Origin of the sequence: Flavobacterium pectinovorum (genome assembly GCF_006438875.1) — a bacterium.
GTDB classification, from domain to species: Bacteria; Bacteroidota; Bacteroidia; order Flavobacteriales; family Flavobacteriaceae; genus Flavobacterium; species Flavobacterium pectinovorum_A.
In genome coordinates this window covers 299,720-323,331 of sequence record NZ_RCZH01000008.1, presented here as the reverse complement: position 1 = coordinate 323,331, position 23,612 = coordinate 299,720, and the positions used below count along the sequence as shown (strand labels likewise).

The window sequence follows — 23,612 nt, the reverse complement described above, 5'->3', positions numbered from 1 at the left end:
TTTAACCTTAAATAAATAATGAATAATATGGGAGAAACTCAAGTAAAAACTGCGCATCCAAAAGGACTTTGGGTATTGTTTGGAACGGAGATGTGGGAGCGATTCAATTTCTATGGAATGCGAGCTTTATTGACATTATTTCTTGTAAACTCATTATTGATGAAAGAAGAAGAAGCTTCTCTTATTTATGGAGGTTTTCTTGGGCTTTGTTATTTAACGCCAATGTTAGGTGGTTTTGTGGCCGATCGTTTTTTAGGTAACAGAAACTGTATTTTATTAGGTGGTTTATTAATGGCAATAGGACAAATGTTGTTGTTTACCAGCGGTACTGTTTTTGACGCTAATTTAGGTTTGGCTAAAATTATTATGTATTGTGGTTTAGGAGTTATTGTTTTTGGTAACGGATTCTTCAAGCCAAATATCTCGAGTATGGTTGGGAGTTTGTATCCAAAACAAGAAAAAACAAAATTAGACACTGCTTTTACGATCTTTTATATGGGAATTAATATTGGCGCTTTTTTGGGTCAGTCAATTTGTCCATTATTAGGAGATGTTGTTGATAAAGGTGGCGTTAGAGATATTCATGCTTTTAAATGGGGATTTTTGGCTGCTTCCATAGCAATGCTTTTGGGAACAATTCTTTTTTATGTTTTAAAGAATAAATATGTAGTTTCTCCGGAAGGAAGACCATTAGGAGGTTTGCCTTCTAAAAATGAGGCCTCAGATTTTGAAGAAGGAGAAGCTCAACAAGCTAATTTTTCTACAAAAGCTCTAATAGGTGCCGGGATTGCATTCGTGGCATTAGGATTCTTTTTTCATTACGTTGTTGGACAGAATTTAATTTATACTTTAATTTATTCAAGTGGATTAGCTTTAGCCGGATTGATTATTTCTGACTCATCTTTGACTAAAGTAGAAAGAGATAGAATTATTGTAATCTATATTGTTTCGTTTTTTATTATTTTCTTTTGGGCAGCTTTCGAGCAGGCTGGATCTTCGTTAACTTTTATCGCGAATAATCAAACCGACAGAAACTTCTTTGGATGGCAGATGCCACCATCGATGGTTCAAATTTTTAATGGATTATTTGTTGTGGTTCTTGCAGTTCCTTTCAGTATATTATGGGATTATCTAAGAGCAAGAAGCAAAGAACCTATATCTCCAGTAAAATTAGCTATAGGTTTGGTTGTGATTACTGTAAGTTTCTTCATGATTGCTACTCAGGTTTCTTATATCGGAACTTCTGGATTGTTACTAGTTAAATGGCTTATCTTATTGTATTTCTTAAATACTTGTGCTGAGTTGTGTTTGTCGCCAATTGGATTATCATTGGTGGGTAAATTATCTCCAAAACGTTTTGCTTCTTTATTGTTTGGTGTTTTCTTTTTGTCGAATGCTTCGGGTTATGCCTTAGGTGGAACTTTGGGGTCGATTTTACCTCCAACAGGTGATAAATATAAAGCGGCAGAAAAAGTAAATATTGATTTAGCGTCAATTTTAGAAAATAAAACTGTTGCAAATGGAGTGGAATTATTTGCTTTGGCAAAATTACAGATTGCTAAAATTGATAAAGATAAATCTAAAGAGTTTGGTTTAGATGTAGAAAAGAAAATTGAAACTATTGCTGAAATTAAAAGCCAAAAAGAATTAGCGGCTAAGACTAACGTGAAATTTGAGAATACTTTTACAGCAAAAGACACGACATTTACAGCAAAAGAATTTGATATTATCAAAGAAAAAAATATTGTAACTGTTTCTTATCCGGAATTTGCAGGATTTATAATTCATAACTTATATGAGTTCTTTATGGTTTTTGTTATTCTTACAGGTATCGCTGCATTACTGTTATTTGCTTTGACTCCATTCTTGAAAAAAATGATGCACGGAGTAAGATAACATGGAAAACAAAATCACATTAGAAGAAATTCAGAATTTTAAAGGCACTTATCCAAAACAACTGTGGTATTTGTTCTTTGTTGAAATGTGGGAACGGTTTTGTTTCTACGGAATGCGCGGGGTTCTTACCTTTTTTATGGTAGACCAGCTTTTATTAAAAGATGAACATGCCAATTTACAATATGGTGCCATTCAGGCTTTTGTATATGCCTTTACTTTTATTGGCGGTATTTTTGCTGATAAAGTATTAGGGTTTAAGAAATCATTATTTTTTGGAGGGATCGTAATGATTCTTGGCAATCTTTTGATTGCTTTTTCTCCTCAGACAATGTTTTATTATGGTATTGCTTTTTCGATTATTGGAACAGGTTTTTTTAAGCCAAATGTTTCTTCAATGGTTGGAGAATTATATCATGAAGATGACGGAAGAAGAGATGCCGGTTACGGAATGTTTTATGCCGGAATAAATGTGGGAGGTCTTTTAGGAGGTGCTTTGTGTATTTATCTTGGAAAATATTATTCTTGGCAGTTGTGCTTTTTATCAGCAGCTGTAGTAATGTTTTTAGGTTTAGTTACTTTTCTATTTACTAAAAAATATTTGGGACCAATTGGAGATTCTCCGTTGTTGCATTTAGATACCAGTAAAAGGAGAATACGTGAAATAGCAGTTTATGCATTGTCAATCCTTAGTTTGCCATTTATTTTTATAATGGTAAAAAATACAGATTATACAGACTATTTCATGTACACAATTGGTATAGTTGCAGTTTTGTATTTTACTTACGAATTAATAAAATTAGGCGATATAAAAATGCAGAAAAAGCTTTTTGCAGCCTTTTTGTTTGTCTTCTTTTATTTGTTGTTTAATGCAATTTATGAGCAAAGTGGTGGATCATTATCGCTTTTTGCAAAAGATAATCTAAGTAATAAATTACTGGGTTTTACTATTGATCCCAATGTGGTAAACAATAGTTCAAATACATTCTTTGTAGTGGCTTTAAGTCCGCTTATTGGTTTGTTGTGGATTTGGCTTGGAAAAAGAAGAATTGAACCAAACACCTTAATTAAATTCGGAATTGGATTCTTGTTCTTAGGGGCTTCGTTCTATATCTTTTATCTAACTAAGTTTTTTGCAAATTCAAAAGGTATTGCATCATTAAACGTATTTACGTTTGCGTATCTGGTAACAACAATCGGAGAGCTTTGCTTAGGACCAATCGGAATGTCGATCATTACAAAATTGTCTCCAAAAAGACTGTTTGGGATGATGATGGGATTGTGGTTTCTGGCGAGTGCTTTCGGACAATTGTTTGCAGGTAAATTAGGTGCCGAAATATCAAGATCAAATACAGGAGATACATTAATGTCTAAGTTGCAATCTTATACAGAAGGATATTACCAATTGGCAATTTATTCGCTTGTTGCCGGGGTTGTTTTAATTGCAATTTCGCCAATTATTAGAAAATTAATGCAAGAAGTAAAATAGACGACATTTAGCAATTCTTTTTTTGCTTAAATTTGTAGAAAATAATAAGGATATGAAAAAAATAATACTCGTAGCATTGTTTTTTGTTGGTGCATTTGCAACACAGGCTCAGGAATTAAAATGGTATACAGATGTAAAAGAAGCAATAACTGTAAGTAATAAAGCGCAGAAGCCAATGCTTTTGTTTTTTACCGGAAGTGATTGGTGTGGATGGTGTATTCGTTTACAAAACGAGGTTTTAAAAACTCCTGAGTTCAAAAAATGGGCTGAAGATAATGTTGTTTTAGTTGAGTTGGATTATCCTAGAGCTGTGCCTCAGACTCCGGAACTTAAAAATCAGAATAATGAATTGCAACAAGCTTTTGGTATTCAGGGATTTCCAACAGTCTATTTTACAAGTGCCGAATCAAAGGATGGAAAAGTAAATTTTAAAGGTTTAGGAAAAACGGGTTATGTTGCCGGTGGTCCATCAGCATGGTTAACGGTTGCGGAAGAAATTGTTCATCCAAAAAAATCTTAATTAAAGTAAATTCTATTTTAATAGTATAGAGCTCCTTGCATATTTTGCAAGGAGTTTTTTTTGTTTAGTAAGAAAAATTATTCACTATCCCGGTTGGTTTTGTAGTTTTATTATTTTATTATAATTAAAAAAATATATAATGTATTTTTTGTATCAATAAAAATTGGAAAATTAAAATAATATGTTAATTTAGTCGTGCTATACTAACCAAAACCAATTAATACTATGACCAAAAAATTACTTATCCTACTGTTTTTTTTAGGTTCATTTTTTCTGCATTCGCAAAATTTAGTTTGGAGAACAAACATGACAGATGCTATTGCAATTAGTAATGAACAGAGAAAGCCAATGTTAATTTTATTCACTGCCTCAGGTGTACCGGAAAATCTTCAAAACGAAATCTTTAAAACTCCTGATTTTGCCGTTTGGTCACGTGACAATGTGATCTTGGTGAAACTAGACTTGTCTGACTCGACTACGGCTGATGGAGATAGAGAACAAAATCTGAAACTGAAAAGTGCTTTTGGTGTCGAAGATTTACCAGAGGTTTGTTTCGCGAGCGCCTCTATTCGAAAAAACAAAACAACTTTTAGCGCATTAGGAAAAATTGCATACAAGCCTGGTGGCGCTAAATCTTGGATCGCAGAATCAAATGCAATTTTGCATCCAAGTGAATAAGATAGAATTTAAATTAAGTTTCTTAGTTTAATTTGTAGAATCCCTTTTCAGCTACGGTATGAAAAGGGATATTTTTTTTGAAAAGAGAACGTGATAACGGTGGTTTTAATTTTTTTTCGGGATTAAATTTTCATTTTGTTTAAAATTTAACGTTTAAACAGTAAAATTCATTATAATGTAACTTTTTATAAGTATTTATACGGGAAGTGTTTGTTAACTGGGCGTTTTTGTGTTAATTTGGATTTTGTAACCCCCAATGAAAAACCAATAATATTATGACCCGAAAACTACTTACACTACTATTTTTTTTAGGTTCATTTTTACTGCATTCGCAAAATTTAGTTTGGAATACTGATTTAAGTGACGCGTTTATAATGAGCGATGCACAAAAGAAACCATTGTTGATTTTTTTTACTTCTGCTAATGCCGGACAGAAAATTCAAAATGAAGTTTTTACCACACCTGACTTTGCAGTATGGTCTCGCGATAATGTTATTTTATTAAAACTGGATCTGTCTGATGCTTCCTTGACTGATGCAGAAAAAGAGAAAAATGTGATGATGAAAAATGCGTTAGGCGTCGAGGAATTGCCACAGGTTTGTCTTGTGATGATTACAATCAAGAAAAATAAACCAACAATTAGTAAGATGGGAGTTGTAGCCTATAAACTGGGCGGAGCAAAGAAATGGATTTCTGATTCAAATACAGTTTTGCATCCAAGCAGCGAATAAGATAAAATTCCTAGTTTAACTTATAAAATCCCTTTTCATTTGTTGCGTGAAAAGGGATGTTTTTTTAAGACATGTTGTTTCCCAACGCTTAATTATAGAATAAGAATTTGAGGCGTCTGCAATTATAATTATCGGATGTAAGTCTTTTAAAACCCGATCTAAATTTATCTTTGGAGATTGAGTAAGAAGTAAGATATCCGGGTGAGTTTTATTCTCATAAACACCCGTGCTGTCTATTATCAGGATTTTTTTGCCGTTGAAGAATAATGTATTCTTGATTTTACTTGTACTTTTTAAGATACCAAAATTCCCAACTAAATAGGAAGTTGAGATATTGCTTTTAGAAAGCGTATCGCTTGTGATAAAGCGGATGTTTTTTCCAATTCGTTCAGATATAAGAGTGTTTTTCTTTGTGTTGTAAATGATTAATTCCTGTTGGCTTTCGATTTCTTTTTTGGTATGAATAACCGAAATCTGAACTATAATAATGGTAAACATAACTAAAATTGTTTTATTGAAATTAGGCTTGTTCAACCAAATAGTGCCGGTAATTATTAATAAATAAATAGTTACCAGATAATAGAAATTGAAACTAATATCCCGAATTACAAACGATTCAAATGTTGCAACAAAGTGAATCATTAGATTTAAGAGATAAATACTTTTTTCAAAAATGACCACAAAAATCACTGGCGGACTATAAAAAACAGCAATGATCATTACTATAATTCCGGCAATCATTATAAATGATAATAAGGGAAGAATGATAATATTAGTTACAAAAAATAATCCCGGAAATTGATGAAAATAATATAAACAAACGGGCAAAGTACCTATTTGTGCGGCAAAAGAAACTGTTAATGCATTCCAGATATAGATTGTTATTTTATGTTTTGGAGTCCACATTTTTTTTAGAATAGGCTGTAGCCAAATAATAAAAAATAAGGCGAGATAACTTAGCTGAAAACCTACATCAAACAAGAAGTAAGGTTCAAACAATAATATCAATAAAACGGAAACCAGCAAAGTGTGATAAATGTTTCCGCTTCTGCGCAAATGGTTTCCTATTGCAAGAAATGAAAACATAACAACGGAGCGCAAAACGGGCGGAGATAAACCGGAGATTATGGCGAAAATGCCCAAGGATATTAATATTGAAATCAATTTTATAAAAGAACCTTTTCTATTATTTGGAATTGGCTTGAGAATAAAATTTATAAATAACATTATAAACCCTACGTGCAATCCTGAGACGGATAATACATGCGTGGTTCCTGAATATTGATAATCTTTTATAATATCTGCAGAAATCTCTTGTTGCTGCCCTAAAATAAGCGCCAGAGCAACGTTCATTTCGGCTTTGTTGAAATGTGCCTTTTCGAGATTATTTATTATCCTGGAATGTAAACGACCGGAATAATACCAAATGTCTTTTTTGAGATTTTTATTAATCGTTATTTCAGATTTTCGACAATAAGCTTGTCCGTAAATTTGTTTGTTGGATAAATATTTGGCATAATCAAACTGATTAGGATTTTTACTTGAAGAATTACGCTGTAAAATTGTTTTAACACGAACTATATTCCCTAAAATTAGCCTGTTTTTTGTGCTGTCTTTTTGAATATTTACAATGATTGTGCCTGAATAATTTTTGGTTCCAATCTGGTTTATAATGCCGATAAATCGATCGTTAAAATCATTGCTTTTTAATTTTTCACGTAAAGTGAAAGTTATAAATTGAGGTTTTTCAAATACTGTTTTAGAATGAATATAATTTGATTCCTGATAAGAATCTGTTTGTAACTGTAGCGTAATCAAGCCTATAAAAAAGGAAACGATAAAAGTGCTTATTCCAAAAAGAATATTTATTTTTTTATTTTCAGCAATAAAAAAGTAAAGTATGAACAATATTATTGCACTTATAATCAGGATTATTCCAGCAGTTAATATTGACGGTTTTGCATAGTATGAAACTATAATGCCGAGAAGAAAACTAATTGTAATTTTAGCCAAAGGAAAATCTAATACTTTCATTTTTTAAAAGTATTAAAATTTTGTAAGAAAAAAGATATATTTTGATTTATTTCAACTTATTCGATTACCCTGTTGATTTGAGCAAAAGAATTTCCGTAATAAGCTTCTTTCGTAGAGGATATTATTACTCCTTTTGATGTTGAAGAATGCACAAATTTAATTTCGCTTGAATTTACTTCGACTATAAGCCCAACATGATTAATTTGCTTGCTTTTGTTTGTTTTGAAGAAGATTAAATCGCCTTTTTGAGCGTCATTTGAATTGATGATTTTGCCTATTTTTGATTGTTCAAAGGAGCTTCTGGGAAGTTTTATGTTTTCGGACTCAAATGAAGTATATACCAATCCGGAACAATCGAACCCGCTTTTTGTTGTGCCGCCCGCTTTGTAGCGAACACCAATATTGTCTTCGGCTTTGTCGATTATTTTATTAACGGTATATCTGTTTTCTTTCTTAGGCTCATTTTTGCCCACAGCATTTGACGTCGATTTACACGAAGCCAAAGCAATTGCAAGAATAAGGAAAAGGAGTATTTTTTTCAAAACAAAAATTTTTAAACCTGTTTTAAATCAGCTACAATAAGTTTTGCCGTTTTTTTACTTGCACCAACTCCGCCTAATTTTTGCTCCAGAATATCATAATTTTTTAATAGTTTTTCACGATATTGAGGTTCAAGTAATTTTTGCAACTCTTCTTTAATGCGTTTCGTGTTGCAATCACTTTGAATTAATTCGGTTACAACTTCCTGATCCATAATTAAATTCACAAGCGAAATGTATTTTAAGGTTATAATGCGTTTTGCAATTTGATAAGAAACCGCACTTCCTTTATAACAAACTACTTCCGGAACTTTAAAAAGAGCCGTTTCCAGAGTTGCAGTTCCTGAAGTTACTAAAGCTGCCGTCGATGAACGAAGTAAATCATAGGTTTTATTCGAAACAAATGCGATGTTTTTGTTGCTGATAAATTGCTGGTAAAACTCAAAATCCTGACTCGGGGCACCGGCAATCACAAACTCATAATCCTGAAAATCATCAACAACACTTAGCATAACGCTTAGCATTTTGGTAATTTCCTGTTTACGGCTTCCTGGTAAAACAGCAATAATTGGTTTTTCTCCCAATTGGTTCTCTTTTCTGAAAGTTGCTTCATCAAATAAAGGTTGATTTTGGATCGCATCAATTAGTGGATGTCCCACAAAATCTACCGGAAAATGATGTTTGTCTTCGTAGAAACTTTTCTCAAAAGGCAAAATCACAAACATCTTGTCGACATCTTGTTTTATGGCCGTAATTCTGCTTTCTTTCCAAGCCCAAATTTGCGGAGAAATATAATAATGAGTTTTATAGTTTAAAGCTTTTGCCCATTTTGCAATACGCATATTAAAGCCAGGATAATCAATAAAAATCAAAACATCAGGTTGAAATTCAGTAATGTCTTTTTTGCAAATTTTGATATTATTTAAAATGGTTTTTAAATTGAAAATAACTTCAATAAAACCCATAAAGGCCAATTCACGATAGTGTTTTACTAATGTTCCACCAGCTTTTTGCATTAAATCGCCGCCCCAAAATCTAATTTCGGCTTGAGGATCTTCTTCATACAAAGCCTTCATTAAATTTGAACCGTGTAGATCTCCTGAGGCTTCGCCAGCTATTATGTAATACTTCATATAGATTTCTTTGAAAGTGTGTTTCGATTTTTAAACACAATATTTTTTTGCAGTGCAAAGATAAGATTTAAATAAATAAGGTAGAAATTGCCAAAACAATCACAGCCAACACGACTCCTCTTGCCATCAATTCTTTGTTTCTTTTTAGAAGAATTAAAAAAACAGCAAGATCTAAAATGGTTCCCAAAGTAATTACTTTTCCTAAATAACCTTGCTTTCTAATAGTTTCAATTCCTGTCGAAATGTCAAAAGTGGTAAAAAAGGTAATAAACAAATAACTTCCAAGAATAGAAGTAAAAATACCGATCATAAATCCGATAAGAATGTCTGCTTTATTCATTTAATTTCCAAGTATTAAGTTGTTGTATAGTATGGTGTGCCGTTAAGTCAAATTGTACCGGAACGACTGAAATATATCCGTTTTCTAAAGCCCATTCGTCAGTATCTTCGCCTTTGTCTTCGTTGGTGAATTTTCCTGTAAGCCAATAATAATCTTTCCCATAAGGAGTTTGTCGTTTGTCAAATTTCTGTGCATAATAAGCTTTCGCCTGACGACAAATTTTAATTCCCTTAATTTCGTTCTCTTTTAATTTTGGAAAATTAACATTTAAAACAACGCCTGGCGGTAATTTATTAGCCAGAGTTTCCAGAGTTATTTTTTTAACGAATGATTTTACTTGCTCAAAATCGGCATTCCAGTCAAAGTCTAATAAGGAGAAACCAATTGCCTGAATTCCTTCAATTCCGGCTTCAACTGCAGCACTCATAGTTCCGGAATAAATTACATTTATAGAAGAGTTAGAACCGTGATTGATTCCGGAAACACACAAATCGGGTTTTCGTTTTAAGATTTCGTTTACTGCCAGTTTTACACAATCAACAGGAGTCCCGGAGCAGCTGTATTCGGTAATAATGTCATCTTCTTTTGAGATTTTGTCCAGGAACAATGTATTATTAATGGTTATGGCATGTCCCATGGCGCTTTGAGGTTTGTCAGGAGCAACAACGATAACTTCGCCAATTGTTTCCATAACGCTTATTAATGCTCGGATTCCGGGAGCCAAAATACCATCATCGTTGGTAACTAATATCAGTGGTTTTTCGCTTTTCATTTACGAATTATAGTTTTTAATGTAGGATTTTAAAACAAATGTAGTGACAGATTTTGGTTGAATAGTCACAAATAAAGTAAAATTTGTCAACTAATTTGAAGAAGGTTTTAGCGCGTCAAACATTTTTATATCTTTAACAAAAAATTATAGTGGGCTTGGCTTTGTTGGCACAGTTTTTACCGTAACTTAGATTAAAAAATTTGATGAATGCTATTATTCAGTTTATGAAAAGAAATTATAAAATACTTATAGCCGTATTATGCTTGTCATTGACCTTGTTTGCTTTTAAAATTAATGCAGATAAGACGGTAGATCCGGACCCAAATAGAGATAAAACGCTTTTAGAATTGCTTGCTTTTGTTATTGAAAAAGGACATTACAGCCCTGCAGAAATAAATGATGAGTTTTCGAAAGGAATTTTTAAAGATTATATCGAGGCACTGGATCCTTCAAAAAGATTCTTCCTGCAATCTGATATTGACGAATTCAAACAATATGAATTGCAGTTAGATGATCAGTTTTTGAATAAAGATCTGACGTTTTTCAATCTTACTTATACTAGATTGATGAAACGTATGGAAGAAAGCAAAAAACGTTATAAGACTATTTTGGCGCAACCCTTCAACTATACTGTTGATGAGAGTTTTAATGCAGATTATGAGCATATTCCGTATGCAAAAAATCTGACTGAAATTAACGAAAGATGGAGAAAACAAATCAAATTGTCGACACTTTCTTCGCTTGTTGCTAAACAAAAATTAGAAGAGGATAAGAAGAAAAAAGATCCTGCTTATAAAGAAAAATCTTTTGAAGCATTAGAAAAAGAAACTCGTGACAGTTCTTTAAAATCATTGGACGACAATTTTGGTGTAATTAAAGATTTGAACAAAGAAGATTGGTTTTCTGTATATGTAAACTCAATCATGACTCGCTTTGATCCGCATACAAGCTATTTTGCACCGGAAGAAAAAGACCGTTTTGATGTTAATATCAGCGGAAAACTGGAAGGTATTGGAGCAAGATTAACTAAGAAAAACGATTTTACTCAAATTGACGAATTGATTTCTGGAGGTCCTGCCTGGAAAGGAAAAGAATTGGAAGCCGGAGATTTAATTTTGAAAGTGGCACAAGGAAACGAAGAACCGGTTGATGTAGTAGGAATGCGTCTTGATGATGTTGTGAAAAAAATCAAAGGACACAAGGGAACTGAAGTTAAGCTTACTGTTAAAAAAGTTGATGGAACAATTAAAGTGATTTCAATTGTCAGAGATGTTGTTGAAATCGAAGAAACATACGCTAAATCTAGTATTGTAGAAAGAAATGGATTGAAATACGGGGTGATTTATTTGCCTAAATTCTACATTGATTTTGAAAACAAAGATGGTCGTGATGCCGGAAAAGATATCGCTCTTGAAGTTGAAAGACTGAAAAAAGAAGACATCAATGGTATTGTGCTTGATGTACGTGACGACGGTGGAGGATCTTTGTCTACAGTGGTTGATATTGCAGGTTTATTTATTGAAGAAGGACCAATTGTTCAGGTGAAATCTGCCGGAAAAAAGAAAGAGGTTTTATACGATAAAGATAAAAAAATCGAGTGGGATGGACCATTAGTAATTATGGTTAATAGTTTCTCAGCATCTGCATCAGAGATTTTGGCTGCTGCAATTCAGGATTACAAACGTGGAGTTATCATTGGCAGTAAACAAACTTATGGTAAAGGAACGGTGCAAAATGTACTTGATCTGAATCAATTTGTGCGTAATGCAAATTATGGAGATTTAGGAGCTTTGAAAATTACCGGACAAAAGTTTTACAGAATCAACGGAGGTTCTACTCAGTTAGAAGGTGTTCATAGTGATGTTGTTATGCCGGATCGTTATGCTTATTTAAAAATGGGTGAGCGTGATATTGACAATGCAATGCCTTGGGATAAAATTGATCCTGCAGATTATAGCACTTGGACTTCCAACGAAAATTTTGCTAAAGCAATTGATAATAGTAAAAACAGAATCGCTCAAAATGCACAATTCAAATTGATTGAAGATAATGCAAAATGGATCGATGTTAAAAATAAAGAGAATACTTATAGCTTAAATATTACAAGCTTTAAAGCTACTCAGGAGCAAGTTGAAAATGAAGGTAAAAAATACAAACCTATTTCAGATTATAAAAACAGTTTGCTTTTTAAATCATTGCCTTACGAAGAACTTGAAATGAAAAATGACGCTACATTAAAAGAAAAAAGAGATGCTTGGCATCAAGCTTTATCTAAAGATGTTTATGTAGAAGAAGCTTTAAATGTTTTAGATGATTTACAGTCTAAAGGCTTTGTGAAAAACGCTGTTTCTCCAAAAATGAAAAAAGATAAATTAGTAAAATCTTAGTTCTACAAAGGATTAATTTGTTATTAAAACGCTCCATAAATTTAAATTTATGGAGCGTTTTTTTGTAAGTTTATATCTGGTAAGAAGTAATTTGTAATCTGTTTGAAAGTACTCATTGCGAGTCAAATATTGAAAAAAAAACTATTGTATGAAGAATTATATTGTTTTGGGATTAATTAGTTTTGTATTATGGTCTTGTAAAAAAGAAAGTAGTACAGAAAGTGTAACATTACAAGAAAAACAATCTCCTTTTTCTTCGGCTCAAAATACAACTGATTCTTTGTATACGATTGCATATTTGCCCACTTCAACCACAAAACAAATTGTAAAGCACAAATATTATACACTTTCTTATAATGAAAAATATGAGCAGGCTGAATGGGTTGCTTATGAATTAAAGAAAGAATATCTTAAAAATGGAGATTACAAACGTCCTTATTTTATTGAAGATCCTAAAGTAACGACTGGTTCTGCAGATTGGAGAAATTATAAAAAATCAGGTTATGATAAAGGACATCTTTGTCCTGCCGGTGACATGGAGTTTGACAAAAATGCTTATAATGATACGTTTTACACCTCTAATATTTCTCCTCAAAAACATGATTTCAATAGCGGAATTTGGAATAGATTAGAACAAAAAACACGTTATTGGGCAGATAAATACAATGATATTTATGTGGTAACTGGCGGAATTTTGAATGATTCGGATAAAAAAATAGGGACAGAAAATGTTGCTGTCCCTAAATATTTTTATAAAATTATTCTAACTAAATCAGGCAAAGAACATAAAGCAATTGCTTTTCTGGTTCCGAATGAAGATAGCGATAAGTCACTATATGATTTTGTAGTTCCTATTGAAACTTTGGAGAAAATGACCGGAATTGATTTCTTCCCTAATTTGAAAAACTTAAAAAGCAGTAAGGATTTCTAAATCAGTTTTTGAATTTTCTTGGGTTAAAGAGTATAAAACTCAAAATGGCTAATATCCAAACGCCAATTCCTCCATAAAGCAATATTATTTCAAAACCATGAGCAAGCGCGGAATGTAAGACTGAATTTGACGAATCTAATATTGCTAATTCCGGAAAATCTTGCTTAAGGGATGAAAAATTTCCTGCAGCTACTTTTTCTGAAATGGAACGCAATGCTGCTTTATTGACAGATCCTGAAAATGCAGTATTTAAGTGTGAAAAGATTCCTTCGACTAATATAAATCCCATTAATGCAATATTAATAGACAAGGTAATTAATCTTGCACTCATGTCTATTCCTGATGCCATTCCTGAGCGATTGGAAGAGACTGAACCTGTTGTTGTATTGGTTACAGGTGTATTGGTTAAACCTAATCCAATTCCTGCGAGTAGAGAACCGGGAAGCATTGTTAACCAACTTGCATGTTCAGCAGTACTGCCATATCTCATAAGAATAAAGCCTAATCCTATTACAAACAAACCTAACGGAATCACAATTCCCGTGCGATATCGTACCGAAAGATATTCGGCAAAAGGAGGGATAATTAAAGTTGGAAGAGTGTAAGCCAGCAAAGACAATCCTACAGTTACCACGTCATATCCTAAACAACTTTGGAAATAAATAGGTAAATAAATTATAAAGGGCCAAAAGCTAAAATTCATCCCGATAGATCCCAGAATGGCACCCGAAAAATTGCGGATTTTGAAAACCGAAAAATCAAACATTGGATATTGATTCGTTTTTTCGACTTTTAAAAAGATAATAAAACTTATAATTGTAAGGCTTATAATACTCAAAGCTATAGGACTGGTAAAACCAAGATCCGGACCTTGAGTAATAAAATAGGTTAACCCAAATACGGATGTAGACAAAGTAATCATTCCCCAAATGTCTATTTTTTTAGCGTCAGAATCTTTAGATTCGTCTACGTAACCGTAAACCAAAATAACAGCCAAAAGCGCTATGGGAACATGTATTAGAAATACCCATTGCCAGGATAACAGGGCTATTATTGATCCGCCTATTATAGGTCCAAAACCCAATCCAACGCCCAGAATAATTCCCCAGATGCCAAAAGCTTTACTGCGTTCTTTTCCTTCTTGAAATTGATGGGATAATGTGGCAACTTGGCAAATAAGCATTGCGCCGCCACTTATTCCCTGAAAAAAACGACTGATTATGAGCACAGCAATATTTTCTGCCAAACCACAAATTAACGAGGAAATGCCAAATAAAATTAAAGTAATTATTAGAATGCGTTTTCTGCCATATCGATCTGCTAATGTTCCGGCAGCCATAAGAACTGTGGTACATCCTATTGTATAGATGTTCATAATCCATTGCATGTCTTTGAGATTTGCATTAAGTACTTTTTCGAGCGTTGGGAGTATAACCGGAACACTTGAAATTTCCAAAGAAAACATCAATGTAGCCAGACAAATAGCGATTAAAACAATAGTGTTTTTGGCGGAGTAAAATTTTTGCTTCATTTTTTTTAATATTTTTTAGCAAAAATAAACTGAATTAATATTGTTTGTCAGTACAATTAAATGATAAAGAAGTACTTTTGCAAGATGAAAAAAGAGAATATGCATCAGTCTGTTGAAGTACTTTATAAGAAAGTAGATGAATGTCCGATTGTCAATTCGAAGTTTAGTTTTTTTCAGATGGTTTATGTGGTTTCAGGCACCGGATTTCTTCATATTAATGGAAATTCAATTTCTTATCAAACGGGAAATCTAATGTTACTGACACCAAATGATTATCATAATTTTGATATTACTACGACAACAGAGTTTTTATTGGTTAAGATTAATAATGAATATGTAAAAGAATATCGATCAAAAAGTATTGATCATATTGAATGTTTGCTGCATTATGCATCGCATTTGTCAGGCTGTATTTTGAAACGAAAAGCAGACGAATTTCTTGTGAGATCAATTGCCGAATCGCTAATCTATGCTATTGATAACAAAGATATTTATGATGAAGATTTAATTACTCATTATGTAAATGCACTTATAGTAATTGCTGCCCGAAACATTGCGATAATAAAACCATCCGGCGTAAAGGAAAATGCTGATAAAAGAATTTTGGAAATCATTAGTTATATTCAGACCAATATTTTCTTTCCAGAGAAATTAAAAGCTTCGGCTATAGCAGAGAAATTTGATATATCGGATACTTATCTTGGGAGTTATTTTAAGAGTAATTGCGGAGAAACGCTTCAGTCTTTCGTTTCAAATTATAAACTAAGACTGATAGAGCATAGGTTGACTTTTAGTGATATGAGAATTAATGAAATTGTAGATGAATTTGGTTTTTCTGATGAAAGTCATCTGAATAAATTCTTTAAGAAACATAATGAGATCAGTCTTACTGCGTATAGAAAAGCTAAAGTTTTATCGAATTGATTTTGCTTTTTAACCACAGATTTCAAGAAAGTGTGTTTGGGGCTTTGACAAATAGTAGCTAACTTGTGTAAGCGAATAAAGCCTTTAGTCCTAATTTTTAAAAGCTCTGGAGGAGCGCCATATTTATAGCTAATATTAACGTTCTTAGGGTTAAAGCTCCATCGGAGCGACATCTATATTAAGATCTAATTGCTAAGATGCCACCCCTATGGGGTTTTATCAACTAACCGTTAATTTTTTCTATAAATATGACGTCCCGCCAGGATTTATTTATCAGCAACTTAAAAAAATAGTTAGATAGAATTTAAAAGATAATATTTTAGGAGTTTCATAAAGAGTTACTAACTCAAAAAAAACTACTTAAAAAAGTTAGATAGAATTCTTAAGATTAAAATGATTTGTTGTTTCACGCAGATTTGAGAGATTAGAGCAAATCTAATTTTGGATTTTTATTAAATTAATCTGCGCTTATCTGTATAAATCTTTTTAAATCTGCGTGAAAAAATAATTCATGAATTGCTTCACTTGTTCACTATAGTTCGGTTCGTGGCAAAAAAAACTACTTAAAAGAGTTGGATAGAATTAACCGTGATTTTGCTGATTTTCTTAAGAAGACAGGATAGATTTAATTCAATAAAAAAGCCGAAGATTTCTCTTCGGCCTGTGTTTTTATATTTTTGTTTAATTAAAAAGTAGTCAGAGTTTTTAATTCTGCAACAGTTTGAGTTGGGTTTTCGGCTTTAAAAACAAAACTTCCGGCAACCAAAACATCCGCTCCGGCTTCTACTAATTGCTTTGCATTTTTGCTTGTTACACCGCCATCAATTTCGATTAATGTTGAAGCATTTTTGCGTGTAATTAAAGCTTTTAGTTTTTTGACTTTATCGTAAGTATTTTCGATGAACGATTGTCCTCCAAAACCCGGATTCACACTCATAATACAAACTAAGTCAATATCATTGATTACATCTTCTAGTAAATCAATATTTGTATGCGGGTTAATCGCAACTCCGGCTTTCATTCCTTCGGCTTTAATTGCTTGTAATGTTCTGTGCAAATGCGTACAAGCTTCATAATGTACTGTTAAGCCATTCGCGCCTAAATCGGCAAAAGTTTTAATGTATCGATCCGGATCAATAATCATTAAATGTACATCAATATATTTTTTTGCATGTTTTGAAATTGCTTCTAAAACAGGCATTCCAAAAGAAATATTCGGAACAAAAACTCCGTCCATAATATCAATATGAAACCAATCAGCCTGACTGTTATTGATCATTTCGAGATCACGTTGTAAATTGGCAAAATCAGCTGCAAGAACCGAAGGAGCTATAAGTGTATTCTTCATTGTGTAGTTGTGTGTGTTGTTTTTTTTACAAAGATATTACATTGAAATTTAACCGCAAAGCCCGCTAAGATTTACGCAAAGTTCGCAAAGTTTTTATGCCGAATGTTTGATGAGTTTATGAAGTTCAAAAAAGCTTTGCGTGAAGTTTGGTCAACATAAAGCTTTGCGAACTTTGTATTTTTACAAGATTCAAAAGATGAAAAACCTTCATGAACTTTGCGGTAAAAAACGTTCTGACAAAAAATAAAAAACTCCGGTAATCAGCCGGAGTTTCAATCATCAATCAAAAAACGAACAGTCAATCAAACTGTTGTTTGCTTTAATGTCCAATATAAGCACTTTCGCAATAAATTCCAAATCCCAACAATGATTGGAGTTTGGAATTTTAAAATATTGGAATTTATTTTTTATATGTTATCCTAAATAAGTTTTAAGGATTTTACTTCTTGAAGTGTGTTTTAATCTGCGGATTGCTTTTTCTTTAATCTGACGAACACGCTCACGAGTTAAATCGAAAGTTTCTCCAATTTCTTCTAAAGTCATTGGGTGTTGATCGCCAAGACCAAAATACAAACGAACAACATCTGCCTCTCTTGGAGTTAATGTTTCTAATGAACGCTCGATTTCAGTACGCAATGATTCGTGAATTAACTCTCTGTCCGGGTTTGGAGATTCTCCAGAACGTAATACGTCATAAAGGTTAGAATCCTCACCTTCAACAAGAGGTGCATCCATTGATAAGTGACGACCAGAGTTTTTCATAGACTCTTTTACGTCATTTACGGTCATGTCAAGTTCTTTTGCAATTTCTTCAGCAGAAGGTGGACGCTCGTTAGATTGCTCTAATAAAGCATACATTTTGTTGATTTTATTGATAGAACCAATTTTGTTTAATGGTAAACGAACAATACGCGATTGTTCAGCCAAAGCTTGAAGAATCGATTGACGAATCCACCATACAGCATAAGAAATGAATTTGAAACCACGAGTTTCATCAAAACGTTGAGCCGCTTTAATTAAACCTAAGTTTCCTTCATTAATTAAGTCAGGAAGAGTTAAACCTTGATTTTGATATTGTTTAGCAACCGATACAACGAAACGTAGGTTGGCTTTTGTTAATTTTTCTAATGCTTTTTGATCACCGGCCTTTATTCTTTGTGCTAATTCTACCTCTTCATCAGCGGTAATTAGGTCAACTTTTCCAATTTCTTGTAGGTATTTGTCTAACGATGCAGTTTCACGATTGGTTACCTGCTTGGTGATTTTAAGTTGTCTCATGTTTTTTGTCTCCTCAATTTTTAAGTGTACAAATAGTTATACGTAAGAAGATACAAAAAAGTTACAAATAGTTGGAAAATATTTTAAAAAAGAAAAACACTCCGGCATAAGTATCTAATTAGGAGTGTTTTATCAGGGTGGGGCAAAAGTTATTTTTACTCGGAAAAATCATCTGAGGTGTCTAAAATTTCGTCAAATATCTTTTTAAGTGATTTTATGTAGATCGGAAATGAGATTAACAATACTATATATTCTTTTCTAAGAACCGTAATATCATCCAGAATCTCGTATAAACATGGAATTATTACAGCTAATGAAACAAGAACTCCAACCCAGGGATTATTGATTATTTTTTTTATGATTACTAAAGGTCTCATATCGGGTTGGTTGATTAATGCAATTCTCATTTATAGTTGTTTTGTAGGTTACAAGCGTAAAAATAATTTCGATTTTGCTTTTTTAGCGGAGAAATGTCACGAAAGCCAGTTTTCCTGTCATAAAAATCTTTAAAAAAGGTTTTAGATCAGAATCTGAGCAAATAAGAAAACGACAAATCCTCTTTGAAACAAAGAGGATTTGTCGTTTTCTTATTTTAAAAGAATGTCTTTTTAGGATAAAATATTCATTTTTTTGATAAAATCTTTATAAGTATCGCTTAGATTTATTTTATGATTTCCTTTTAGGATCACAAGATTATCAGCGAGAATGATTTCTTCGATTTTGTCTGTATTGACAAGAGTGTTTCGATGGGTTTTTATGAATTTATTTTTGTCCAATAAATTACTGATTTTAGTCAGGGAGATTTGAATGACAAATTTTTCTTTTTCGGTAATAATATTGCAATATCGTTCTTCGACTTCAATGTATAGAATGTCGTTTATAGAAACTTTTTTTAGGGAGTTTTTCTTTTTTATAAATAAGTAATCACTGCTGATTACAGTGTCTTGTTCTTCGCTTAAAAATACATTGGTTTGTTCATAGAATTTCTCGACCGCCATTTCTATAGCATACAGAATTTCTAACTCATTAAAAGGCTTCATTAAAAAACTGAACGGTTTCGTGAGCTTTGCACGTTCAAAAATCTGACGATCATGCGAACTGGTTAAAAACACAAATGGTTTTGAAGCGTTTGGAATAATGTTTATGGATTCTGCAAAAGTGATTCCGTCTGGTTTTCCGTCAAGAAACACATCGATGATAATAACATCAACGGTGTTTTCGTAAAAAAGCTTTATAGCATCTGTAAAGTTTTTGGCTACTCCGGCAACGGTGTAATTGTTTTCAAGCAATACTTTGGTAAGAGCATCGCCTTGTTCTGGAGTATCTTCTATTATTAAAACATTGATATTATCCATTATTTATTGTTTTTGGGAAAGCAAGTATTGTTAATAAGACTTTTGGTGGAGTAAAGTAAAGAATTATTATAGAGAAAAGGATTGTTTAAGGCGTATTTTTTAAGGATGTTTATATAAACAGAGATAGTATGGTGATTTAGAGAATGCATTAAAGTAAAATCCCAATCTATTAATTTATAATCATAGATTGGGATTTTATAAAAAGATTAATCTCTTAAATTTGATTAGTTAAAGAAAAATTATGGATTATCAGGTATACTTGTCTTTGTGCCTCTAAAAATTTTCGGATCTTCGCCTCCTAAAACAGTTTGTAATTGTGTTCTGGAAAGAGCAGAGAAGTTTTTAAGGCTTGATGTTTTGTCTGTGTTTTTGGTTGCTTTGTTTTTCATAGGGTTTTATTTTTTGGTTATGGTTCGTCTGGTATACTTGTTTTAGTACCTCTAGATGTTACCGGATCTCCTGTTCCTCCTAAAATAGTTTGTAATTGTTTTCTGGAAAGAGCAGTAAAGCTTTTAAGGCTTGATTTTTTCTCTGTGTTTGTGGTTGTTTTATTTTTCATAGTTTTTTGAATTAATCTCCCGCACTTGTCTTTGTGCCTCTAGATAATGTTGGATCTGTTCCTCCTAAAATAGTTTGTAATTGTTTTCTGGAAAGAGGAGTGAAGTTTTTAAGGCTTGATGTTTTTGTTGTGTCTTCGGTTGCTTTATTTTTCATAGTTTTTAATTAATCTGACGCACTTGTTCTTGTACCTCTAGATATTGTTGGATCTGTTCCTCCTAAAATAGTTTGTAATTGCTTTCTGGAAAGAGGAGTGAAGTTTTTTAGGCTCGATATTTTTGCCGTGTTTTTGGTTGTTTTGTTTTTCATAGTTTTTTGATTAGTCTCCTGAACTCGTTCTTGTGCCTCTAGATGTTGTTGGATCTGATCCTCCTAAAATAGTTTGTAATTGTTTTCTGGAAAGAGCAGAGAAGTTTTTAAGACTTGATGTTTTCTCCGTGTTTTTGGTTGCTTTATTTTTCATCGTTTTTTGAATTAATCTCCTGCACTTGTTCTTGTCCCTCTTGATGTTGTTGGGTCTACTCCTCCTAAAACAGTTTGTAATTGTTTTCTGGAAAGAGCAGTGAAGCCTTTAAGATTTGATGTTTTTGTTTTGTCTTCGGTTGCTTTATTTTTCATAGTTTTCATTTTTGGGTTAATAAAATAAAAGTAGTCAAAAAAATAAGGCAACTATAAAAAATATAAGATAATTCGGAATCAGATGATTTTTTTGATCTGGCTAATAGACTTTTGAAGAAAACGATAGGATTGCTTTATTTTAAAAATAGGGTATTAAGCAATAGTTTTTGGGAAAGCCAAAATCATTTTTGTTCCCTTGTTCAGTTCACTTTCTATAGCTAAGGTTCCGCTGTTTTTTTTGATCATTTGTTTACACAATTGCAAGCCTAAACCAGTTCCTATAATTTCGGAGTTGTCTTTCTTTGCCAATAATTCTCCCTCTGAAAGCAATTCTTTAATAGTGTTTTCTTTCATTCCTATACCTGAATCTTCAATAATAAGTTTGCAAAAGTCAGTATTGGTGTCTTCTGTGTAAAAACTTATTTTTCCATTTTCATTAGAAAATTTAATAGCATTATCTAATAAATTTCGAAGCACAATTTTTAACGAATCAAGATCTACAAAAATGAAAATGTTTTTAGAAACTGAATTTTCAAAGGTTAATGTCTTATCAAGAAGTAAAGGTTTGTAATTGTACTCGATTTGTTGTACGATAGAGTACAAATGAACGGATTCTTTATGAAAATACAATTGTTTGGTTTGCAGCATTGCCCAATGCAATAAATTGTCTAGTAAACTGTAAGCGCCATTTGCAATACTACTATTTTGTATGATAAGCTGGTGTAGTTCGTCGTAATTTTTAGTTTCGAGAGTTGCGGATAATTTTGCATTACTGGTTTTTAATGCATTTACAGAAGATCTTAAATCATGACTTACAATCGAGAACAATTGATCTTTAGTCGCGTTGAGTTCGTCGAGTTTATTTTTTTGAAGTAATATAATTTTGGCATTTTTTACTTTTTGAGCATAAACATAAACACCGGCAGTTAAAATTAATAATAAACCAATTGCAGCAAAAAAGAAAGCGTTGCGTTCTGCGTTTTTAAGCTTGTTTTGGACTTCAAGTACTTTAATTTGTTTTTGTTTTTGCGCCACGGCAAACTTTTTCTCAAAATCAGCGACTGCCCATATTTTATTTTGATTGTTGAGTGAGTCTTGCCATTGTTCGGATTCTTTTCTATATTTTAAAGATTTCTTAAAATCACCTCTGTTTTCTTCTACAACAGCCATGTTGAATGCTGTAGTTTGTTTTAAGTTGAAATCGTTTATACTTTTAGATAAGGTGTAGGCTTTTCGAAAATAGTAAATAGCTTGTGAGTCTTTATATTGTTGATAATAAAGACCGGCAAGATTTATATTGGATCGAATTACATTTTTTGTAGCTCGTTTAGAATTTAAAAGGAGGTCTTTTTTAAAATAAGATTCTGCTTTTGCAAATTGATTTAAGTGTAAGTAGCATATTCCAATATTTGTATATAAATCAGCTATTTCGTTCTCATCTTTACGATTCAATATTTCATTTTCTGCCTTTAAAAAATAAACAATTGCTTTTTTTATTTCTTTTTTTAAAAGAAATAAATGACCAATATTGTTATCGACCAGATAATAATATTGGAAAGATTTGTTTACTAAGCTGAATTCAACTATTGCTTGTTTGTAAAGTTCTTTCTTTTTTAAGGAATAACCTCTAAAATAATGACAATAATCTTTTGTTTCTAAATCAGACTTAGAATTCAATTGCTTCATTGCATATACCAATGTTGAATCCCATTCTTTTTTTAAAAAAAAATAATGTGCTTTGTTAAAGTTGATTTGACTCTTATCCGACTTTGCTTTTTTTTGAATAGCAATCTCAAAATAATTCAAACTTTTATGTTGTTGTGCTAAAACTATTAAGGGAAAAAAAAGAAGTAGAAAAAGAAAGCGATTTATTTTTCGAATCATCAGTGGTATTTTGAAAATTACTAGATCTAATAATAGTATTGATGATTATCGTTTTATTGTAGGTGTCATTGCATCAAATACTTACAATAAAACGATAATCATCAACACATAATGATGGGAATCTATAAATTTAGCGTAGCACTGGTTTTGGATCAACCTCCTGAACTTGTCTTTGTACCTCTAGATAGTGTCGGATCTCCTCCATCGCCAGGGCCTACAACAGTTGTTGAAGGTGTATACTTTAAGTAAGTGATAACTTCTGTGATATCTCCAATAGTGTCAGAGGTATAATCTGTTTCTATGTAATAGACGTTATAAGTGTCTGGAGAGATCTCGTCCCATTCGTAGTCATAATAAATGGTTAAAGTGCTGTCGTCCTGTGTTGTTCTTTGTACTGTAGGTTTTTCTGTTCCTTTAGAATTGATATATACGGTAGAACAGACTTTTAAGGTTTGTACTCCGTCATTGTCATAAAAGTTTGCCGAAGCCAGCGGAGGAATTGGAAAAGTTATATTTTGTATGTCTTTAAATATAAAATCTTCGGTGTTGATTTTTGTAATCTGGATAACTTGATCGTCCATAACAGGGTTTTTAGGGTTAAAATTTTTATTTTTGGTAGGCTAAAGGTATTTTTTTTCTTTGAATAAATTATGAAATACCTTTAGTTTT

At 32.3% G+C, this 23,612-nt stretch carries 26 protein-coding genes; 8 read left to right on the top strand and 18 right to left on the bottom strand.

Annotated features, from left to right (window positions below):
• The first annotated feature begins 27 nt into the window (after positions 1 to 27).
• The 5 genes from EAH81_RS14280 to EAH81_RS14260 all read left to right on the top strand — a co-directional run bounded on the left by EAH81_RS14280 (position 28) and on the right by EAH81_RS14260 (position 5,311).
• Positions 28 to 1,896: a peptide MFS transporter gene (locus EAH81_RS14280; protein WP_241676566.1), complete on the top strand. Its 1,869-nt coding sequence runs from the start codon at positions 28 to 30 to the stop codon at positions 1,894 to 1,896.
• Between the two features lies 1 nt (position 1,897).
• On the top strand, positions 1,898 to 3,382 hold the full coding sequence (locus EAH81_RS14275) for a peptide MFS transporter (RefSeq protein WP_140508197.1): 1,485 nt from the start codon (positions 1,898 to 1,900) through the stop codon (positions 3,380 to 3,382).
• A 52-nt stretch (positions 3,383 to 3,434) separates the two neighbouring features.
• Positions 3,435 to 3,902 (top strand): thioredoxin family protein, encoded by a 468-nt coding sequence (locus tag EAH81_RS14270; RefSeq protein WP_140508195.1) that lies wholly within the window; start codon positions 3,435 to 3,437, stop codon positions 3,900 to 3,902.
• 225 nt (positions 3,903 to 4,127) lie between these two features.
• On the top strand, positions 4,128 to 4,580 hold the full coding sequence (locus tag EAH81_RS14265; RefSeq protein ID WP_140508193.1) for a thioredoxin family protein: 453 nt from the start codon (positions 4,128 to 4,130) through the stop codon (positions 4,578 to 4,580).
• A 275-nt stretch (positions 4,581 to 4,855) separates the two neighbouring features.
• On the top strand, positions 4,856 to 5,311 hold the full coding sequence (locus EAH81_RS14260; protein WP_140508190.1) for a thioredoxin family protein: 456 nt from the start codon (positions 4,856 to 4,858) through the stop codon (positions 5,309 to 5,311).
• A gap of 15 nt (positions 5,312 to 5,326) precedes the next feature.
• Here the strand turns inward: EAH81_RS14260 and EAH81_RS14255 are convergent, their stop codons facing one another.
• The 5 genes from EAH81_RS14255 to surE form a co-directional block, all read right to left on the bottom strand.
• Complete coding sequence (locus tag EAH81_RS14255) at positions 5,327 to 7,345, bottom strand: ComEC/Rec2 family competence protein (RefSeq protein WP_241676565.1); 2,019 nt, start codon at positions 7,343 to 7,345, stop codon at positions 5,327 to 5,329.
• Positions 7,346 to 7,401: 56 nt separating this feature from the next.
• Positions 7,402 to 7,887, bottom strand: coding sequence for a C40 family peptidase (locus EAH81_RS14250; protein WP_140508188.1), 486 nt, complete (start codon positions 7,885 to 7,887; stop codon positions 7,402 to 7,404).
• Positions 7,888 to 7,898: 11 nt separating this feature from the next.
• Positions 7,899 to 9,017 (bottom strand): lipid-A-disaccharide synthase, encoded by a 1,119-nt coding sequence (lpxB, locus tag EAH81_RS14245; protein WP_140508185.1) that lies wholly within the window; start codon positions 9,015 to 9,017, stop codon positions 7,899 to 7,901.
• Positions 9,018 to 9,084: 67 nt separating this feature from the next.
• On the bottom strand, positions 9,085 to 9,357 hold the full coding sequence (locus tag EAH81_RS14240; RefSeq protein ID WP_140508183.1) for a hypothetical protein: 273 nt from the start codon (positions 9,355 to 9,357) through the stop codon (positions 9,085 to 9,087).
• A complete protein-coding gene (surE, locus tag EAH81_RS14235; protein WP_140508180.1) occupies positions 9,350 to 10,129 on the bottom strand; it encodes a 5'/3'-nucleotidase SurE in 780 nt (259 codons plus the stop codon). Before surE ends, EAH81_RS14240 begins: the two co-directional genes overlap by 8 nt.
• 203 nt (positions 10,130 to 10,332) lie before the next feature.
• Here surE and EAH81_RS14230 point away from each other — a divergent pair, with 203 nt between their 5' ends.
• Both EAH81_RS14230 and EAH81_RS14225 read left to right on the top strand, forming a co-directional pair.
• Positions 10,333 to 12,516, top strand: coding sequence for a carboxy terminal-processing peptidase (locus tag EAH81_RS14230; RefSeq protein ID WP_140508178.1), 2,184 nt, complete (start codon positions 10,333 to 10,335; stop codon positions 12,514 to 12,516).
• A gap of 148 nt (positions 12,517 to 12,664) precedes the next feature.
• Positions 12,665 to 13,447: a DNA/RNA non-specific endonuclease gene (locus EAH81_RS14225; protein ID WP_140508175.1), complete on the top strand. Its 783-nt coding sequence runs from the start codon at positions 12,665 to 12,667 to the stop codon at positions 13,445 to 13,447.
• Position 13,448: 1 nt separating this feature from the next.
• Here EAH81_RS14225 and EAH81_RS14220 read toward each other — a convergent pair whose 3' ends face one another.
• On the bottom strand, positions 13,449 to 14,978 hold the full coding sequence (locus tag EAH81_RS14220; RefSeq protein ID WP_140508173.1) for an MFS transporter: 1,530 nt from the start codon (positions 14,976 to 14,978) through the stop codon (positions 13,449 to 13,451).
• Positions 14,979 to 15,062: 84 nt separating this feature from the next.
• On the opposite strand from EAH81_RS14220, the gene EAH81_RS14215 reads away from it, so the two are divergent.
• A complete protein-coding gene (locus EAH81_RS14215; RefSeq protein ID WP_194150824.1) occupies positions 15,063 to 15,902 on the top strand; it encodes an AraC family transcriptional regulator in 840 nt (279 codons plus the stop codon).
• Positions 15,903 to 16,587: 685 nt separating this feature from the next.
• Here the strand turns inward: EAH81_RS14215 and rpe are convergent.
• The 12 genes from rpe to EAH81_RS14185 all read right to left on the bottom strand — a co-directional run bounded on the left by rpe (position 16,588) and on the right by EAH81_RS14185 (position 23,524).
• On the bottom strand, positions 16,588 to 17,250 hold the full coding sequence (gene rpe / locus EAH81_RS14210) for a ribulose-phosphate 3-epimerase (RefSeq protein WP_140508171.1): 663 nt from the start codon (positions 17,248 to 17,250) through the stop codon (positions 16,588 to 16,590).
• A gap of 414 nt (positions 17,251 to 17,664) precedes the next feature.
• Positions 17,665 to 18,528 (bottom strand): RNA polymerase sigma factor RpoD/SigA, encoded by an 864-nt coding sequence (locus EAH81_RS14205; protein WP_140508168.1) that lies wholly within the window; start codon positions 18,526 to 18,528, stop codon positions 17,665 to 17,667.
• A gap of 155 nt (positions 18,529 to 18,683) precedes the next feature.
• Positions 18,684 to 18,935: a hypothetical protein gene (locus tag EAH81_RS14200; RefSeq protein WP_140508166.1), complete on the bottom strand. Its 252-nt coding sequence runs from the start codon at positions 18,933 to 18,935 to the stop codon at positions 18,684 to 18,686.
• 201 nt (positions 18,936 to 19,136) lie between these two features.
• On the bottom strand, positions 19,137 to 19,883 hold the full coding sequence (locus tag EAH81_RS14195) for a LytR/AlgR family response regulator transcription factor (RefSeq protein WP_140508164.1): 747 nt from the start codon (positions 19,881 to 19,883) through the stop codon (positions 19,137 to 19,139).
• Positions 19,884 to 20,122: 239 nt separating this feature from the next.
• Positions 20,123 to 20,272, bottom strand: a complete 150-nt coding sequence (locus EAH81_RS27445) for a hypothetical protein (protein WP_161595814.1) — start codon at positions 20,270 to 20,272, stop codon at positions 20,123 to 20,125.
• 17 nt (positions 20,273 to 20,289) lie between these two features.
• On the bottom strand, positions 20,290 to 20,442 hold the full coding sequence (locus tag EAH81_RS27440; RefSeq protein ID WP_161595813.1) for a hypothetical protein: 153 nt from the start codon (positions 20,440 to 20,442) through the stop codon (positions 20,290 to 20,292).
• 11 nt (positions 20,443 to 20,453) lie between these two features.
• Entirely contained in the window at positions 20,454 to 20,597 is a 144-nt protein-coding gene (locus EAH81_RS27435; protein WP_161595812.1) for a hypothetical protein, read from the bottom strand.
• Positions 20,598 to 20,606: 9 nt separating this feature from the next.
• Entirely contained in the window at positions 20,607 to 20,750 is a 144-nt protein-coding gene (locus EAH81_RS27430; protein ID WP_161595811.1) for a hypothetical protein, read from the bottom strand.
• A 10-nt stretch (positions 20,751 to 20,760) separates the two neighbouring features.
• The gene (locus tag EAH81_RS27425; protein WP_161595810.1) at positions 20,761 to 20,904 is read right to left on the bottom strand and encodes a hypothetical protein; all 144 of its coding nucleotides are present in this window, start codon (positions 20,902 to 20,904) and stop codon (positions 20,761 to 20,763) included.
• An 11-nt stretch (positions 20,905 to 20,915) separates the two neighbouring features.
• Positions 20,916 to 21,059 (bottom strand): hypothetical protein, encoded by a 144-nt coding sequence (locus tag EAH81_RS27420; RefSeq protein ID WP_161595809.1) that lies wholly within the window; start codon positions 21,057 to 21,059, stop codon positions 20,916 to 20,918.
• A 153-nt stretch (positions 21,060 to 21,212) separates the two neighbouring features.
• Positions 21,213 to 22,865 (bottom strand): ATP-binding protein, encoded by a 1,653-nt coding sequence (locus EAH81_RS14190; RefSeq protein ID WP_241676564.1) that lies wholly within the window; start codon positions 22,863 to 22,865, stop codon positions 21,213 to 21,215.
• Positions 22,866 to 23,095: 230 nt separating this feature from the next.
• Positions 23,096 to 23,524: a hypothetical protein gene (locus EAH81_RS14185; RefSeq protein WP_140508161.1), complete on the bottom strand. Its 429-nt coding sequence runs from the start codon at positions 23,522 to 23,524 to the stop codon at positions 23,096 to 23,098.
• Between the last annotated feature and the right edge of the window lie 88 nt (positions 23,525 to 23,612).

What these genes read in the sequence shown, in the direction of transcription:
- EAH81_RS14225 (WP_140508175.1), top strand. Translation starts at nt 12,665, where the DNA reads ATGAAGAATTATATTGTTTTGGGATTAATTAGTTTTGTATTATGGTCT.
- EAH81_RS14265 (WP_140508193.1), top strand. Translation starts at nt 4,128, where the DNA reads ATGACCAAAAAATTACTTATCCTACTGTTTTTTTTAGGTTCATTTTTT.
- EAH81_RS14215 (WP_194150824.1), top strand. Translation starts at nt 15,063, where the DNA reads ATGAAAAAAGAGAATATGCATCAGTCTGTTGAAGTACTTTATAAGAAA.
- EAH81_RS14195 (WP_140508164.1), bottom strand. Translation starts at nt 19,883, where the DNA reads ATGGATAATATCAATGTTTTAATAATAGAAGATACTCCAGAACAAGGC.
- lpxB (WP_140508185.1), bottom strand. Translation starts at nt 9,017, where the DNA reads ATGAAGTATTACATAATAGCTGGCGAAGCCTCAGGAGATCTACACGGT.
- EAH81_RS27435 (WP_161595812.1), bottom strand. Translation starts at nt 20,597, where the DNA reads ATGAAAAATAAAGCAACCGAAGACACAACAAAAACATCAAGCCTTAAA.
- EAH81_RS14255 (WP_241676565.1), bottom strand. Translation starts at nt 7,345, where the DNA reads ATGAAAGTATTAGATTTTCCTTTGGCTAAAATTACAATTAGTTTTCTT.
- EAH81_RS14275 (WP_140508197.1), top strand. Translation starts at nt 1,898, where the DNA reads ATGGAAAACAAAATCACATTAGAAGAAATTCAGAATTTTAAAGGCACT.
- EAH81_RS27445 (WP_161595814.1), bottom strand. Translation starts at nt 20,272, where the DNA reads ATGAAAAACAAAGCAACCAAAAACACAGACAAAACATCAAGCCTTAAA.
- EAH81_RS14205 (WP_140508168.1), bottom strand. Translation starts at nt 18,528, where the DNA reads ATGAGACAACTTAAAATCACCAAGCAGGTAACCAATCGTGAAACTGCA.
- EAH81_RS27430 (WP_161595811.1), bottom strand. Translation starts at nt 20,750, where the DNA reads ATGAAAAACAAAACAACCAAAAACACGGCAAAAATATCGAGCCTAAAA.
- EAH81_RS14200 (WP_140508166.1), bottom strand. Translation starts at nt 18,935, where the DNA reads ATGAGAATTGCATTAATCAACCAACCCGATATGAGACCTTTAGTAATC.
- EAH81_RS27420 (WP_161595809.1), bottom strand. Translation starts at nt 21,059, where the DNA reads ATGAAAAATAAAGCAACCGAAGACAAAACAAAAACATCAAATCTTAAA.
- EAH81_RS14185 (WP_140508161.1), bottom strand. Translation starts at nt 23,524, where the DNA reads ATGGACGATCAAGTTATCCAGATTACAAAAATCAACACCGAAGATTTT.
- EAH81_RS14240 (WP_140508183.1), bottom strand. Translation starts at nt 9,357, where the DNA reads ATGAATAAAGCAGACATTCTTATCGGATTTATGATCGGTATTTTTACT.
- EAH81_RS14280 (WP_241676566.1), top strand. Translation starts at nt 28, where the DNA reads ATGGGAGAAACTCAAGTAAAAACTGCGCATCCAAAAGGACTTTGGGTA.
- EAH81_RS14260 (WP_140508190.1), top strand. Translation starts at nt 4,856, where the DNA reads ATGACCCGAAAACTACTTACACTACTATTTTTTTTAGGTTCATTTTTA.
- rpe (WP_140508171.1), bottom strand. Translation starts at nt 17,250, where the DNA reads ATGAAGAATACACTTATAGCTCCTTCGGTTCTTGCAGCTGATTTTGCC.
- EAH81_RS14270 (WP_140508195.1), top strand. Translation starts at nt 3,435, where the DNA reads ATGAAAAAAATAATACTCGTAGCATTGTTTTTTGTTGGTGCATTTGCA.
- surE (WP_140508180.1), bottom strand. Translation starts at nt 10,129, where the DNA reads ATGAAAAGCGAAAAACCACTGATATTAGTTACCAACGATGATGGTATT.
- EAH81_RS14220 (WP_140508173.1), bottom strand. Translation starts at nt 14,978, where the DNA reads ATGAAGCAAAAATTTTACTCCGCCAAAAACACTATTGTTTTAATCGCT.
- EAH81_RS27440 (WP_161595813.1), bottom strand. Translation starts at nt 20,442, where the DNA reads ATGAAAAATAAAACAACCACAAACACAGAGAAAAAATCAAGCCTTAAA.
- EAH81_RS27425 (WP_161595810.1), bottom strand. Translation starts at nt 20,904, where the DNA reads ATGAAAAATAAAGCAACCAAAAACACGGAGAAAACATCAAGTCTTAAA.
- EAH81_RS14230 (WP_140508178.1), top strand. Translation starts at nt 10,333, where the DNA reads ATGAATGCTATTATTCAGTTTATGAAAAGAAATTATAAAATACTTATA.